Source organism: Agromyces binzhouensis (genome assembly GCF_042672355.1).
Taxonomy (GTDB): domain Bacteria; phylum Actinomycetota; class Actinomycetes; order Actinomycetales; family Microbacteriaceae; genus Agromyces; species Agromyces binzhouensis.
This window is the reverse complement of record NZ_JBHXVJ010000002.1, coordinates 257,591-272,178: the sequence shown is the minus strand read 5'-3', so window position 1 is coordinate 272,178 and position 14,588 is coordinate 257,591. Positions and strand designations below refer to the sequence as shown.

At 72.4% G+C, this 14,588-nt stretch carries 11 protein-coding genes; 2 read left to right on the top strand and 9 right to left on the bottom strand.

Going from position 1 to position 14,588, the window contains the following annotated elements; translation table 11 throughout:
* Positions 1–4: 4 nt before the first annotated feature.
* The 3 genes from ACFVHK_RS04945 to ACFVHK_RS04935 all read right to left on the bottom strand — a co-directional run bounded on the left by ACFVHK_RS04945 (position 5) and on the right by ACFVHK_RS04935 (position 5,193).
* Entirely contained in the window at positions 5–3,370 is a 3,366-nt protein-coding gene (locus ACFVHK_RS04945; RefSeq protein WP_376927864.1) for an nSTAND1 domain-containing NTPase, read from the bottom strand.
* 45 nt (positions 3,371–3,415) lie between these two features.
* A complete protein-coding gene (locus ACFVHK_RS04940) occupies positions 3,416–3,931 on the bottom strand; it encodes a hypothetical protein (RefSeq protein WP_376927863.1) in 516 nt (171 codons plus the stop codon).
* A gap of 152 nt (positions 3,932–4,083) precedes the next feature.
* The gene (locus tag ACFVHK_RS04935) at positions 4,084–5,193 is read right to left on the bottom strand and encodes a helix-turn-helix transcriptional regulator (RefSeq protein ID WP_376927862.1); all 1,110 of its coding nucleotides are present in this window, start codon (positions 5,191–5,193) and stop codon (positions 4,084–4,086) included.
* 170 nt (positions 5,194–5,363) lie between these two features.
* Between ACFVHK_RS04935 and ACFVHK_RS04930 the strand changes: the two genes are divergently transcribed.
* Positions 5,364–5,795: a hypothetical protein gene (locus tag ACFVHK_RS04930; RefSeq protein ID WP_376927861.1), complete on the top strand. Its 432-nt coding sequence runs from the start codon at positions 5,364–5,366 to the stop codon at positions 5,793–5,795.
* A 12-nt stretch (positions 5,796–5,807) separates the two neighbouring features.
* Here the strand turns inward: ACFVHK_RS04930 and ACFVHK_RS04925 are convergent, their stop codons facing one another.
* Positions 5,808–7,844 (bottom strand): PhoX family protein, encoded by a 2,037-nt coding sequence (locus ACFVHK_RS04925; RefSeq protein WP_376927860.1) that lies wholly within the window; start codon positions 7,842–7,844, stop codon positions 5,808–5,810.
* 233 nt (positions 7,845–8,077) lie between these two features.
* Here ACFVHK_RS04925 and ACFVHK_RS04920 point away from each other — a divergent pair, with 233 nt between their 5' ends.
* A complete protein-coding gene (locus ACFVHK_RS04920) occupies positions 8,078–8,884 on the top strand; it encodes a DUF1206 domain-containing protein (RefSeq protein WP_376927859.1) in 807 nt (268 codons plus the stop codon).
* 69 nt (positions 8,885–8,953) lie between these two features.
* Here the strand turns inward: ACFVHK_RS04920 and ACFVHK_RS04915 are convergent, their stop codons facing one another.
* From ACFVHK_RS04915 to ACFVHK_RS04895, 5 genes are all read right to left on the bottom strand, one after another.
* Complete coding sequence (locus ACFVHK_RS04915) at positions 8,954–10,720, bottom strand: proline--tRNA ligase (RefSeq protein WP_376927858.1); 1,767 nt, start codon at positions 10,718–10,720, stop codon at positions 8,954–8,956.
* A 69-nt stretch (positions 10,721–10,789) separates the two neighbouring features.
* Positions 10,790–10,975 carry a hypothetical protein gene (locus tag ACFVHK_RS04910; protein WP_376927857.1) on the bottom strand — a complete coding sequence of 62 codons (186 nt, stop codon included), beginning with the start codon at positions 10,973–10,975 and terminating at the stop codon, positions 10,790–10,792.
* A gap of 98 nt (positions 10,976–11,073) precedes the next feature.
* Complete coding sequence (gene ispG / locus ACFVHK_RS04905) at positions 11,074–12,204, bottom strand: flavodoxin-dependent (E)-4-hydroxy-3-methylbut-2-enyl-diphosphate synthase (RefSeq protein ID WP_129233216.1); 1,131 nt, start codon at positions 12,202–12,204, stop codon at positions 11,074–11,076.
* A gap of 92 nt (positions 12,205–12,296) precedes the next feature.
* Positions 12,297–13,382: a YihY/virulence factor BrkB family protein gene (locus ACFVHK_RS04900; RefSeq protein WP_376927856.1), complete on the bottom strand. Its 1,086-nt coding sequence runs from the start codon at positions 13,380–13,382 to the stop codon at positions 12,297–12,299.
* A gap of 128 nt (positions 13,383–13,510) precedes the next feature.
* Positions 13,511–14,587, bottom strand: coding sequence for an alpha/beta fold hydrolase (locus tag ACFVHK_RS04895; RefSeq protein WP_376927855.1), 1,077 nt, complete (start codon positions 14,585–14,587; stop codon positions 13,511–13,513).
* Between the last annotated feature and the right edge of the window lies 1 nt (position 14,588).

The window sequence follows — 14,588 nt, the reverse complement described above, 5'->3', positions numbered from 1 at the left end:
CCGGTCAGGGCGCGTCGGGGCAGGTGCGTCGGTACGGCTCATCACCGAAGTGGTCCGCCCATTCGGTCCTCGTGAGCTGGCGCGACGCGAGCGCGCACGCCGCGACGCGCATCGCGTCGACGTCGCGGGCGGCGATTCCGCCGTCCGGTCGCCAACGCCGGATGGTGGCGGGATCGCGCGTGACGGTCACGATCTCGGAGGTGCCGACGACCCGATCCATCGTGGACGTCGACGACGGAAGCGGCTCCAAGACCCTGCGGAGCGGCTGCCCGCTGTCGAGGTCGTACGACCAGATCCCGTCGACGCGGCTGCAGAGGAAGCCGGATACCGGGGCGACGATCACCGTCCGGCATCGGAGATCCGTCCGGACCCAGTCCACGTCACCCGATGGCACGCGGATCCGCGCCGCCCGGTCGGAGGACATCGCCAACAGCCCGCCGCTCCCGTCCGACGCCAGCAGGAGCGAGGTCATCGAGAGGTTCCCGTCGACGGGAAGGTCGATGACCTCGGTGAGCGCGAGCGATTCGGCGTCGTAGACACGGAGGTGGTCGCGGGCGCCGACGTACAGGCGGCCGTCGACGAGCGCGAGCCGCTGGAGGCCGATCCCGTCCTCGGACGCCGCTGCGGCCTCAGGAGGGCGGATGAGGCGGCCGGTCGTCAGGTCGATCATCGCCGGCTCGCCGGCACCCCGCAGGAGCAGGTAGGCGGCGCGGCCGTCGGGGGCGAGCACCGGGCGATCCGTGAGATCCACTGCCAGGGTCGTCGCCTCGAGCGCGAACCCGCTCGATCGAAGGGGCACGCCGACGAGGTCGCTCACGCAGCAGGACTCCGGCTCGGTCGACGAGGGGCGACGGGTGTGGATCAGCGCCGTCGACCCGTCATCGCTGACGATCACCTGGCGGTACGAGGCGGCCGAGCGGCTCACGCTGCGCGCCGCCTCGCCCCCGAGGGACGTCAGGTCCACGTCCAGTTCGCGCACGACCTCGCCCGTCGTGAGGTCGAGGATCATCGTGACGGGACCCGAGCCGGCCTCACCGCCCTCCCCGGCCGGATCGACGGCGATGAGGGCCGTGCGGGTTCCGGGGACGACCGCCGCGGCGACGCTCACGGCATCGGGGAACCGCACCGTGCGCACCAACCCGTCCGCATTGCCGAGGGCCCCCTCCAGCGCGATCCTGGCACGCGGGTCCTCGGGCCAGCGCCGGTGGACCTCCGCCGCCACGAGCGCCGCGACCTCCCGATCCGTCGCCGCGCTCGACGCCGTCGAGGTGAGCGCTTCGATGCGGACCTCCTCGGCGGCGGCCTCGGCGTCCGCACTCCGGACGACCGCCACGCCCGAGGCGATGACGGCGATCACCGCGAGGATCGCGGACACCGCGAGAGCGACGCGAAGCCTGCGGTTGCTCGCCCGCTCCCGTTCCGCGCGCTCCTCCAGTTCCCGCACCTCATCGCGGTGCGCGGCGAGCGACGCCGCCACGTAGTCGGACTCGGTGCTCGTGAGCTCGGGAGCGGCGCGCTCCCGCCATTCCACGGTCGCCTGCAGGCTCGCACCGCGCATGAGCTCGTCGTCGGGTCGTCCGGCGGCGTCCCACGCGGCAGCGGCGGCTTCGGTCCGGCGCAGCATCCGCGCGTCCCCGGCATCCTCGTCGAGCCATGCGTCCAGCCGCGGCCAGGCCCGACCGACGGCCTCGTGCGCGATGATCGCGGAGTCGCGGTCGATCGTGACCAGCCTCGCCCCGACGAGGGACTCGACGACGGCGCGACGCGTTGCCCCGTCGGCGAGCGTCTCCAGCGGCACGCGGCGTCGGACGGTCGCGCCCTCGGGGGTGCGCTCGACGAGTCGCATCATGAGCGAGCGGCAGACCTCCCGCCCCTCCGTGCCGAGGGCGCCGTAGACCTGCTCGGCGGAACCGGCGATCGCGCCGGCGATCCCGCCGACGGCGTCGTATCCCTCGAGGGTGAGGGTCGCGCCGTCGCGACGGCCCCACGTCGCCGCGAGTGCGTGGGACAGCGCCGGGAGGATGGCGGCGCCACTCCCGGCGTCGCGGAGGATCACCTCGACCAGGCCGGTCTCGAGCGAGAGACCCGCGGCCTCCGCGGGCCCGGTGCACGCGAGACGGAGTCCGCCCTCGTCCATCGGGGCGAGGGCGTAGACGTCCTGCCCGAGCGCGGCGCCGATCACCGGGACCGCGCTGGCCCGGTCCAGGAAATCGGACCGGAGCGTGAGGACCATGCTGCCGCCGGCATCGAGCCACGAGCGGATGAGCGCGCCGAGCTCGCGCAGCTCGTCGTCCGGCAGCTCGAGCAGTTCCTCCGCCTGGTCCACCGCGAGCGTGACGGGCTCGCCCGAGACCGTGTCGCGAAGCTCGGCCAGGCCCGACTCGTCCGGAGTGATGACGACCACGCTGCGGCCCTGCTCGCGCAGCCGCGGCACCACGCCGGCACGCAGCACCGAGGACTTGCCCGACCCGCTCGGGCCCACGATCGTGACGACCGCTCCGGGCCGGACGCGGGCGAGGATCGCCCCGATGTCGCGATCGCGTCCGAAGAACACCGCCGCATCGTCGACGTCGTAGGCGACGAGTCCGCGGTACGGGCACGACTCGTCCGCGCCGCCCGGCCGCCCGCCCGGGGGTCCGACGTCCGGCTCGAGTGCGGGGTCGTGGCGGAGGATGTCGACCTCGAGGCCGCGGAGCTCGTCGCCGAGGTCCAGCCCCAGCTCCTCCACGATCCGCACGCGGGCGGATCGGAGTACCCCGACCGCCTCGGCCTGGCGCCCGGCACGGTAGTTCGCGAGGGCGAGAACGGCCCAGCGGTGCTCGCGCAACGGCGCCTCTCGCACCATCCGCTCGGCATCCGGGATGACCGCCGCGTCCTCGCCCAGCCGGAGTCGCGCGTCGAGCAGCTCCTCCTCGGCGTCGGCGTGGATCTCGGCGAGGCGGGCCGCCTCGACGCGAGCGGGCGGCCAGTCGGGGACGTCCGGGTAGGGGTCGCCTCGCCACAGGTCGAGCGCGCGGCGATAGGCGGCAGCGGCGCGGTCGTGCGCACCCTCCAACCCGAATCGCCGCGCACGGGAGACCTCGCGCTCGAACGTCACGGCGTCGACCGCGTCATCCGGAATGCCGAGTCGGTAGCGGCCGCCGACCGTGAGCACGGCGTCCCTGCCGAGACGCGATCGGATCCTGGCTATCGCGTTCTGGACCTGCTGCGTCCAGGTCTTCGGGAGCCGCTCACCCCAGCACGCGTCGGCGAGCTCGTCCGGCGACACCGGCCGCGCGCGCCGCACGACCAGGGCGGACAGGACGATCCGCTCCCTCGGGCTCAGCACCGGCCCGCCGGTGTCGAGGGGACCGAGCACGCACACGGTCATGATGGCAGTGTGGGTCGGTGCGACGGACACGTCAACGGGGTCGGGTCACCGCTCGAGGACGGTGATGGCCACCATCGGCGGCGGGACGGGACCGGGTCGCATCTCGAGCGCGACGACGAAGTCGTCGTCGGCGAAGCCCCAGTGCTCGCCCTCGTCACCGCTGCGGAGTGGGCCGTTCGAGACCTGCGGAACGATCTCGCCGATCCGCTCGGCCAACTGCTGCGCCTGCTCCGGCTCGTCGGTCTCGAAGATCATGTCGAAGACCCCTGGAGCCACGGCGGAGTAGACGAGTTCCCCGTCCGGGAGCGGGAACTGCGCGGGGAAGTCGTCCGCGACGCCGTCGATCTCCTCGACGAACTCCCCCTCCTCGCCGTAGGCCTCCCAGATCGGGTCGTCCCACTCCGCCTCGGCGGCGGCATCCGATCCGGCGGTCGCGGTCGCCGCGGGTTGTCCGGCCTGGCCTCCGGAGGCGCACCCGGTGAGCAGCAGCGCGGCCGCCGTCGCCACTCCTGCGATCTTCCGATGCACGCCGCTGCGATCAGTGGTCGCTTCGAACATCATTCTCTCCACCTCTCGGACTCTGCAACGGGCGGCATGTGGTCGTCGCCCTCGGCCGGGGAGCGCGGTACGTTCTCCCCTCTCGTGCTCCGAGGCTGCATCAGGGCACTATCCGTTCGCTATCCGGGCGGGTCTCACGGGTATCCGGCGGCCGCTCAGGGCCGATCCCGCAGGTAGGCGACGCTCGCCGCGACGCGGCGGTGCGTGTCGGGCCCGGGCTGCAGCTCGAGCTTCTGGAAGATCGCGTTGACGTGCTTCTCCACGGCCGAGAGCGACACGTGCAGTTCGCGTGCGATCGCGGGGTTGCTGCGGCCGGCCGCGACGAGCGCGAGCACCGCGGACTCGCGGTCGGTGAGGCGATCGAGTCGCGCGTCGGGGCCCACGGCGTCGGCGGTGCGCGGCTCCGGTGCGGCGATCTCCGCCTGCCCGGTCGGCAGCGCGCGCGACGCGGCCTCGAGCCGCGCGGCGATCGACTGGAGTTCCCGTCGCAGCCGACGGGCCTCCGCATCCGCATCGGCGTCGTCGCCCACGCGGGCACCGGCGATCAGGCCGACCGGCACGAGCGGCGAGGAGGCGAGGAACAGGGCCGTCGTGAGTCCCGTCGCGGTCGACTGGAACGCGGCGCCGACCGCGACGACCGCGGCCATCGCGGCGAGCGCAGCGAGCGGCCAGGCGAGCCGACGACGCAACGCCCGGTCGCCCCGCACAAGCCGGACCAGGCCGACGACGACGGATGCCGCGGGCAGCAGGAACACGATCGCGCTCGCCGCGGCGATCCAGACGGGCAGGACCTCGGCGACCGGTCCGAGCATCGTGGCGCCGTCGAGGACCACCGGGGTCGGTCCGGCGAACGCGGCGAGCACGGGGACGGCCACGCCGGCACCGAGGACGACCAGCGACCACGAGGGAGCGGGACCGTCGGGGTAGCCGGCGGCGAGGGGCACGAGCAGGCCGAAGCCGGCGACGAAGGCGATCTGGGAGGCGAGATGCCAGGCGGGGCCCGGTCCGGCATCGGCCAGCGCGAGCGCCGAGGCCGCCAGGGCCACGAGGTGCAGCACCCCGATCCCGGCGACGGTGGTGCACGTGAACGCGCTCGCTCGCCAGATCGGGCCGAGGAACCCGGCGAGCACGAACATCACGGGGACGATGAGCGTGGGGACGGTCTCGGCGAGCGGGAGCGGTGACGCGACCATCACCACGACCAGCGCGGCGCCGGCCGTCGCGGCGAGCACGACCGCACCGATCGCCGACCGCATCCGAGGCATGCCCGCAGTATCCCACCGATCGGCCGCGCACGATCGTGCGGTCGACCGCAGCGGTCGTGCGGTCCACCGCAGTGCGCTCGCACGGCGGGCCGCGAAAGGCTGGCGTCGCCGGGAACGACCGGGATCAGCCGATCCGCCGCGTGGTTCGCGGTCACGAGAGGGGAACGACCATGTCCACTGCCCAGACCGACCTCGGAGGCGCTGCCGGCGCAGGACCCGACGGCCATGCGGGCTCCGCCCCCGATCATCGCGCGCGGCGCGGCGCGCGCGTCCGGACCGGGCAGGCGATCCTCGTCGCCCTGTTCGCCGTCGCCGCGGTGTTCGCCCTGTCGGTCCTGTTCGCCGACGACCCGTTCCCGGCATCGGCGACCGTGCTCATCGCCTCCTTCGGCGCCCTTTCGGCCGTGCTCGGCGTCATCGCGGTGATCGGCGGGCTCGGCTCGCGGGTCGTCCGCATCGGCCTCTGGGCGTTCCCGCTCTTCTTCGTCTGGCAGGTCGCCGCGCTCGGCACCTGGGTGCCCGACGCCGCGTTCGCGGTCGTCTCGGCCGTCGGCGTCGCGCTCGTCTCCGGACCGCCTGCGCAGCGACCCCGCCGGGCATGACGCAGGGGCGGCTCAGCCCTTCCAGACCTGCACGACCGATGGCCGCGGCGCGGCCACCTTGTCGCCCGAGTGCGTCGCGACGTAGTCCGGGAAGTACGACGTCTGCGCGCCGACCGCGCCGTTCTCGCCCGGGTGCTGCACCGCGACGAACACGAGGCCCTCGCGGTCGTGGATCACGGGGCCGCACGTCTCGGCCTCGCGCGGGACCGCGAGGAACTGCTGCACGTTGCCCCGCTGGTCGCCCTCGAGCGGCACCCGGAACAGGCCGTCGTTGTAGCCGATCGTGCTCGGGGCGCCGTCGGTCGAGATCCAGAGGTTGCCCTCGGAGTCGAACGCGACGTTGTCGGGGCACGAGATCGGCGAGACGAGCTCCTTGGGGAAGCCGGCGAAGTACGTGTAGTCGGTGACGGCGGGGTCGCCGCAGAGCAGCAGGATGCTCCAGCCGAAGGTCTCTCCGGCCTGGCCCGACGTCTCGGTGAGCTCGACGACGTGACCGTACCGGTTGCCGGTGATCGGGTTGACCTCGTCGAGGGTGGCGACCGTGCGACGGCTGTTGTTCGTCAGCGCGAGGTAGACCTTGCCGGTGAGCGGATTCGGCTCGACGTCCTCGGGGCGGTCCATCTTCGTGGCGCCCATGAGGTCGGCGGCGAGGCGCGTGTAGACGAGGACCTGCTCGGTGGTCATGCCGGGAACGACACTCTCGCCGCCGCGGGTGAGCGCGATCCACTCGCCGGTGCCGTCGAACGCCCCGTCCGCGGGCATGGCGCCGGTGCCGGTGATCTCGGCGGCCGGCGAATTGCCCGAGAAGCGCGCGACGAACAGGTCGCCCTCGCTGAGCAGCGTCATGTTCTTCCGACGCGCGCCCGTCGAGGTCGCCGCGGTGTACCGACCCTTCGAGACGAACTTGTACAGGTAGTCGTTCCGCTCGTCGTCGCCCATGTACGCCACGACGCGGCCGTCCTCGGCGATCGTGACGTTCGCGCCCTCGTGCTTGAAGCGGCCCATCGCGGTGTGCTTCTTCGGCGTGGATGTGGGGTCGCTCGGGTCGATCTCGACGATGTAGCCGAAGCGGTTCGGTTCGTTGACGTAGCGCGGGTCGTGCGCGTCGAAGCGCTCGTCGTACTGCTCCCAGCCGGTCTCCGTCGCCGTCGTCGAGCTGCCGCTGTAGCGACGCTGCTCTGCGGTGTCGGCGGCCCAGGCGAAGTAGCCGTTGAAGTTCTCCTCGCCGGAGAGGACGGTGCCCCACGGCGTGGTGCCGCCCGCGCAGTTGCCGAGGGTGCCCTTCACCCAGCGGCCCTCGGGGTCGGCGGCCGTCGTGACGAGGTCGGAGCCGGCGGCCGGGCCGGTGAGCTCGAAGACGGACTCGACGGTGATCCGGCGGCTGCGTGCGCCGTCGACGACGTGCTCCCACGGGTCGCCGACGCGGCGGCGCTTCACCTCGACGACGGCCATCCCCATCGCCGCCTTGTAGATCTCGCCGCGGCGGCGGCGCTCCTCGGGGTCGGTCGTCGGGGTGAACATGAGGTCGGGGTTCACGTACTCGTGGTTGGTGACGAGCACGCCGGTCTTGCCGGACGGGTCGGCGATGATGTCGAGGTAGTCGTTGTTGTACCCGAACTGCCCGGCCTGGGCCTCGGCCGTCTGGTGATCGAAGTCGAACGCCGGCACCGAGGAGAACAGCGGGTCGCCCCAGCGGATGATCGGCTGCCAGCGGTAGCCGGCCGGAACGGTGAACGCGTCGACGGTGCGGTCGACGGGGGCGATCGGGGTGAACGCGAGACCGGCGGTGCCGGGCTTCGCCGCGAACGCGGGACCTGCGGAGCCGCCGGCCGCACCGCCGACCACGAGGCCGACCGCGCCCGCGACGCCGAGGCCGAGCACCGAGCGGCGCGAGATCGCCTGCGACGCGATGTCGCGGAAGTGGGCGTTCGAGGAGGTGTTGCACTCGGGGCCGAGGCACGCGTCGGCGCACTTGAGCCGGCAGGTCACGGGCGACCGCTTGCCGATCGCGTGCGAGACCGGCGTGAGACGGAGTTCGGGGATGGTCATGGAGGCTCCTCGTTCAGTGCGCGGCCGCCCGCGCGTCGGGCCGGAGGGACGCGCCGAGCCTGTCGGCTCCCCATGACGGGCGGGCGACGCGACGGCGTCCGGCCGGTGAACGACCGGCGGACGCCGGGGAACGGGCCGCCGGGCGCGCGCGGGCGACTACCACTCCCGATCAGTCGAGCGCAACCACGAGCGACGACCTGCCGCGCACGCCCCGCCGTGGCTACGCTGAGCGGATGACGACCGATTCCGGAAAGGCCGCGGCCAACGCGGCGCAGAACTCCCGCGCGTTCCGAATCGCCGCGCGCGTCGGCTACGTGGTGCTCGGCATCGTGCACGTGGTCATCGGCGGAATCGCGATCTCGGTCGCGCAGGGCGCAGGCGGCGAGGCCGACCAGGGCGGCGCGATGCAGCAGCTTGCGAGCCTGCCCTTCGGCCTGGCGCTCCTCTGGCTGATCGCGCTCGGGCTGTTCGCCCTCGCGATCTGGCAGGTCACCGAGGCGTTCCTCGAGCGCGATCCGGACACGAAGAAGAAGTGGGGCCACCGGGTCAAGTACGTCGGGACCGCGGTCGCGTACGTGTCGATCGGTGCCACGTCGCTCGTGTACGCGCTCGGTGGCAGTTCCGACTCCGACCAGTCGTCGCAGACGATGACCGCGCAGGTCCTCGCGGCGCCGGGCGGCGTCTTCCTCCTCGTCCTCGTCGGGCTCGTCATCGTCGGCGTCGGCATCGCGTTCGTCTACCGCGGAGCCACGCAGCGCTTCGCGAAGCACCTGTCGCTGCCCGCCGATCCGGTGCGGAAGGGCGTGCTCACGCTCGGCACCGTGGGCTACGTCGCCAAGGGCATCGCGGTCGGCGTCGTCGGCGTCCTCCTGCTCGTGGCCTCGTTCACGCACGATCCGGAGAAGGCGGGCGGGCTCGATGCCGCCTTGAAGAGCCTCGCCGACCTGCCCTTCGGGACGATCCTGCTCTGGCTCGTGGGGGCCGGCCTGATCGTGTACGGGGCGTACTGCTTCGCCCGGGCGCGCTACGCGCGCATGTGAGGCGCCCGCGCAGTGCGAGGGCCGGTGCGGAGCATCCGCACCGGCCCTCGCCGCGTCAGTCGAGGCCGTTCAGCGGCCGAACGCCGCGCGCACGCCGTCGATCGGGACGCTGGTGCGCTCGCCCGTCGCACGATCCCAGATCTCGACGACGCCGTCGGCGACGCCTCGACCGGCGATCACGATCTTCGGCACGCCGATGAGCTCCGCGTCGGCGAACTTCACGCCGGGCGAGAGCTTCGGGCGGTCGTCGAACAGCACGTCGAGCCCGCCGGCCTCGAGCTCGGCGACGATGCGCTCGGCGGCCTCGAACGCCGCCTGGTCCTTGCCGGTCGCGAGCACGTGCACGTCGAAGGGCGCGACCGACGCGGGCCAGACGAGGCCCTTGTCGTCGTTGTGCAGCTCGGCGATGATCGCGAGGATGCGGGTCACGCCGATGCCGTACGAGCCCATCGTCACGGTCGCGAGCTTGCCGTTCTCGTCGAGCACCTTGAGCCCGAGCGCCTCGGCGTACTTCCGACCGAGCTGGAAGACGTGGCCGATCTCCATGCCGCGCGCCAGCTCGACGGGCCCCGATCCGTCGGGCGCCGGGTCGCCCTCGCGCACGTTCGCCGCCTCGATCGTGCCGTCGGCGACGAAGTCGCGACCGGCGACGAGCCCGAAGACGTGCTTCTCGTCGAGGTTGGCGCCGGTGATCCACTCGGTGCCGTCGACGACGCGGGGGTCGACGAGGTAGCGGATGCCGGTCGACGAGTCGGCGCCGAGCACGGCGCCCTCGGGCGACCACGGGCCGATGTAGCCCTTCACGAGACCGGGGTTCCTCGCGAAGTCCTCCTCGGTCGCGGCCTCGACCTCGGCCGGCGCGAACGCGACCTCGACGCGCTTGGCGTCGACCTCGCGATCGCCGGGAATGCCGACGACGACGATCTCGCGCGTGTGGTCGGGGTGCGTGAGCGCGAGCACGACGTTCTTCAGGGTGTCGGCCGCGGCCCAGTCGCGACCGTCGGGGCGCGGGTACTCGAGGTTCGCGAGGTCGACGAGCGTGGCGATCGTTGGCGTGTTCGGCGAGTCGAGCACCTCGGCCGCCGGGAGCCCGTCGAACGGGATCGGCTCGGGCGCGATCGTGGTGAACGCCTCGACGTTGGCCGCATAGCCGCCCGCCGAGCGCACGAAGGTGTCCTCGCCGACCGGCGTCGGGTGCAGGAACTCCTCGCTCTTGGAGCCGCCCATGGCGCCGGCATCCGCGTTCACGATGACGTAGTCCAGGCCGAGCCGGCTGAAGATGCGCTCGTACGCGTCGCGCTGCGCCTGGTACGACGCATCGAGCCCCGCGTCGGAGACGTCGAACGAGTAGGCGTCCTTCATCGTGAACTCGCGGCCGCGCAGGAGTCCCGCGCGCGGTCGCGCCTCGTCGCGGTACTTGTCCTGGATCTGGTAGATCGTGAGCGGCAGCTCCTTGTACGACGAGTACAGGTCCTTCACGAGCAGCGTGAAGACCTCCTCGTGCGTGGGCGCCAGCAGGTAGTCGGCGTCCTTGCGGTCCTTGAGCCGGAACAGGGCGTCGCCGTACTCGCTCCAGCGGCCCGTCTGCTCGTACGGCTCACGCGGCAGCAGCGCCGGGAAGTGCACCTCGTGCGCGCCGGCCGCCTCCATCTCCTCGCGCACGACGCGCTCGATCTTGGCCTTGACGCGCAGGCCGAGCGGCAGCCACGCGAACACGCCCGGCGCCTGGCGCCGGATGTAGCCGGCGCGCACGAGCAGCTTGTGGCTCGCGACCTCGGCGTCGGCGGGGTCTTCACGGAGCGTACGGAGGAAGAAATTCGTCAGGCGTGTGGGCACCCGACGATTCTATGCAGGGCGGATGCCGCGGCCGTCGGCCGCCCGCTCGGTCGGCATCGCTCCGGAGGATCAGACGTTCCCGTCGAGGTCCTCCTCGTCCTCCATCGCGAACTCGTTCAGCTCGGTCTCCGCCGCGTCGGCATCGTCCGCTTCGCCGCCGGTCGACTCCGGCGCATCGTCGGTCCCCTCGTGCAGGGTGCCCGTCCCGTCGGGGTACCCGGCCTCGTCCGGGTACTCGTAGCCGTCTCCGCTCATCGCCGTCCTCCCTCGCGCGCCCTCCCGGCGCCGTCGGGCTCGACGGTAGCGGACGTGCCGGCGGGCCGACAGGGTCTTGCGACCGACTGGCCCGCGTCCTATGGCGTGACGACCGTGGGCGAGCCGACGGGCGCGTCGACGCCCATCTCGGCCGCGATGCGGTTCGCCTCGGCGATGAGCGTCTCGACGATCTCGGCCTCGGGCACGGTCTTGATGACCTCGCCCTTGACGAAGATCTGCCCCTTGCCGTTGCCGGATGCCACGCCGAGGTCGGCCTCGCGCGCCTCGCCCGGCCCGTTCACGACGCAGCCCATCACGGCGACCCGCAGCGGGACGCTCATGCCCTCGAGGCCGTCGGTGACGTCGTTGGCGAGCTTGTAGACATCCACCTGGGCGCGGCCGCACGACGGGCACGAGACGATCTCGAGCTTGCGCTCGCGAAGGTTCAGCGACTGCAGGATCTGCAGGCCGACCTTGACCTCCTCGACCGGCGGTGCGGAGAGCGAGACGCGGATGGTGTCGCCGATGCCCTCGGAGAGCAGGATGCCGAACGCGGTCGCCGACTTGATCGTGCCCTGGAAGGCGGGCCCCGCCTCGGTGACGCCCAGGTGCAGGGGCCAGTCGCCCCGCTCGGCGAGCATGCGGTAGGCCTTCACCATGACGATCGGGTCGTTGTGCTTGACCGAGATCTTGAAGTCGTGGAAGTCGTGCTCCTCGAACAGGCTCGCCTCCCAGACGGCCGACTCGACGAGCGCCTCCGGGGTCGCCTTGCCGTACTTCTGCAGCAGGCGCGGGTCGAGGGAGCCCGCGTTGACGCCGATGCGGATCGAGACGTCCGCCTCCTTCGCCCGGCGGGCGATCTCGCCGACCTGGTCGTCGAACTTGCGGATGTTGCCCGGGTTCACGCGCACGGCGGCGCAGCCCGCGTCGATCGCGGCGTAGACGTAGTTCGGCTGGAAGTGGATGTCGGCGATGACCGGGATCTGGCTCTTCTTCGCGATGATGGGCAGTGCCTCGGCGTCGTCGCGGCTCGGCACCGCGACGCGGACGATGTCGCAACCGGACGCGGTGAGCTCGGCGATCTGCTGGAGCGTCGCGTTGATGTTCGGCGTGGGCGTCGTCGTCATCGACTGCACGCTCACGGGAGCGTCGCCGCCGACGAGCACCTTGCCCACCTTGATCTGCCGCGACTTGCGCCGGGGCGCGAGGACTTCGGGGACCTTGGGCATTCCGAGATTCACTGCAGGCACGTCTGCCAGTCTATGGCGGCCCCGCTGGGCGGGGCCTCCATCGAACGGATGGCTCGGGGCGGGCATCCCGGTCAGGCGCGCCGATCCTCGCCACGCTCGCCGGCGTGATCCGGTTCCGCATCGGGCGCCTCTCGGATGCGACGGCCGAGCTCGAGGTTGCGGCGGTGCCGCTCGGCGGCCTTCTCGATGCTGCGCGTGCCACGGGGCGGCATCCTGAGCCGCTCCTCCGCGGGGATCCCCGCCTGCAGCTGGCGGGTGCGCTCGAGCTCCGCGTTGAACTCGGCGCCGAGCAGCAGCGCGGCGTTCGTGATCCAGAGCCACAGCAGGAACACGACGATGCCCGCGAGCGATCCGTACGTGCGGTCGTAGTTGGAGAAGTTCGCGACGTAGAGCGCGAACCCGCCCGACGCGAGCAGCATGAGGACGATCGCGATGACGGCGCCGAGGCTGATCCAGCGGAACTTCGGCTGACGGGCGTTCGGCGTCGCGTAGTAGAGCAGGGCGACCACCATGACGACGACCGCCCCCAGCAGGGGCCACTTCGCGACGTCCCACACCATGCGCAGCGTCGCACCGACGCCGAGCGCCTCGCCGACGGCATCCGCGACCGGACCGGAGACGACGAGGATCACGGCGACGATCGTCACGAGCAGGATGGCCCCGACTGTGATGAGGAGCTGGAACGGGCGCAGCTTCCAGAACGGCCGTCCCTCCTCGATCTCCAGGATGCGGTTCATGGCCCGGGTGAAGGCCGCGACGTAGCCGGAGGCCGACCAGAGCGCGATGACCAGGCCCGTGAGGAAGCCGATGGTCGCCGCCCGGGACCCCGCGAAGGCCCGCAGGGGCTCCTCGACCACCTCGAGCACCGGGCCGGGGGCGACCTGCTGCGCGAGGCCGAGGATCTCGCGGATGGCGCCGCCCTGTCCGATCAGGGCGAGCAGCGAGGTGACGGCGAGCAGTCCGGGAAAGACCGAGAGGGTTCCCCAGAACGTCAACGCCGCCGCGGTGTCGAGGCATTCGTCGTCGATGAACTCGCGGAACACGCGGCGCGCGACGTACCGCCACGCGCGGCGGGTGATCTGGAACGGCGAGGAGGGCTTGCGCGGATCCCGCGGGTCCGCCACGGGGGCGTCGTGGTCGAGTGGCGCGCCGAGCATGCGTTCCTCCCTCGCAGGGCGTGGACCACCATCCTGCGCCGAAAGGCGTGCCTGCGGCAGGGGGTGGCGCGCAGGCGGGGGTGCACCCTCGGCGCACCCCCGCCTCACGACTCCGTCACGGCCGACGCTCAGTCGGCCGTCTCGTCGTTCCCCAGCACATGCGCCACGAGTTCGGCGACGAAGCGCTCCGGCTCCTCGATGAGCGGCGAGTGCCCGCTCGCCTCGAACACGGCCTCGCGGTACGCGCCGCCCCGCTCGGCGTAGGTCTCGAGCACCGCGCGGGTCTGCGCGACCATGGGCTGCGCCGGCGCCACGTCCTCGCCCGGCCAGCCCGGGATCACGCCGAGCGCGCCGAGGTGGTTGAGGTCGAACAGCGACGTGTCGGAGACGATGACGTCGTTCGCGCCCCGGATCCACAGGATCGGCGGCTTGGCGTCGAGGTCGACGATGCCGCTCGCGTCGAACCGGGTCGGGGCCATCGTGTTGAGCACGCCGCGCGTGCCGGGCGCGAAGCCGGGCCAGTTCTCCGAGGCCTGCGCGTCACCCGGGTAGTTGTCCTCGCCGACCGCGGTCGTGAGCATCGACTCGACCCAGCGGTCGTCGTGCTCGGAGGCGAACCCGGGCGTCACGTACGTGCCGAGGTACACCGAGCGCGGCGACGACGGCGCGTCCGCGGTCCGGTCGCCGTCCCTCAGCCGGGCGATGAAGTCGGGGTTCGCTCCCCCGCCGCCCGAGCCCGCGGCATCCGGCGTGAGCAGCCGGCCCGCGGCATCCGTCGCCCCGAATCCGTACGGCGAGACCGGGTTCACGAGCGTGACGGATGCCACGGGCAGCTCGTGCTCGAGGAGCGACTGCATCACGACCCCGCCGCCCATGCTCCACCCGACCAGGTGCACCTCGTCGAGCCCGAGGGCCTCGACGACCGATGCCACGTCCTCGGCGTAGTCGCCGAGCCCGCGGGTCGCGTCGACCGGCCGCACCTCGCTGCCGCCGAATCCACGCAGGTCGACGGCGAGCGCTCGGACGTCCGGCGGGAGTGCGAGCATGGTCGGCTGCCAGAACAGCGACGACGACACGTTGCCGTGCACGAACAGCACGGTCGCGCGCGGCGAGTCGGCGTCCGCGGCGGGACGTTCGAGCACCTGCGCGGTGTAGCGCGGCGTCGCGAGCTCGTGCACGACGATGCCGGGGAGGAAGTGGTCCATG